Source organism: Lyngbya sp. CCY1209 (assembly GCF_035615495.1).
Taxonomy (GTDB): domain Bacteria; phylum Cyanobacteriota; class Cyanobacteriia; order Cyanobacteriales; family Microcoleaceae; genus Limnospira.
This window is the reverse complement of the sequence record NZ_JAJENU010000477.1, coordinates 1-295: the sequence shown is the minus strand read 5'-3', so window position 1 is coordinate 295 and position 295 is coordinate 1. Positions and strand designations below refer to the sequence as shown.

Annotated in this window: 1 protein-coding gene; it reads right to left on the bottom strand. The window is 51.9% G+C overall.

Going from position 1 to position 295, the window contains the following annotated elements:
- Nucleotides 1-12: 12 nt before the first annotated feature.
- Nucleotides 13-204, bottom strand: a complete 192-nt coding sequence (locus LKE08_RS15140; protein WP_324705076.1) for a hypothetical protein — start codon at nucleotides 202-204, stop codon at nucleotides 13-15.
- Between the last annotated feature and the right edge of the window lie 91 nt (nucleotides 205-295).

Sequence of the window (295 nt, the reverse complement as noted above, 5' to 3'; positions counted from 1 at the left end):
CAGTAGGGTGGGTTAGGCGCGGCAGTAATTTTTCGGAAAAACCCACAACTTTTCATCCGCGCCGTAACCCACCATTTCCTTTCTAATGCACAGTTTTAGCGTCTGGCCCCCAAACCCCCAATTCTGGGGGCTGGGAATCGTCTGGCCCCCAAACCCCCAATTCTGGGGGCTTTGACTGAAAAATTTTTCGCGAATATTTGCCATTGCTATGGCAGTCCGGCGCCGATATTTTTCATTCCGGCAGGCGCCGATATTTTTCATTCCGGCAGGCGCCGATATTTTTCATTCCGGCAGG

Bases quoted from the DNA above. Each gene is read 5' to 3' on its own strand.
- LKE08_RS15140 (WP_324705076.1), bottom strand. From the start codon at position 204: ATGGCAAATATTCGCGAAAAATTTTTCAGTCAAAGCCCCCAGAATTGG.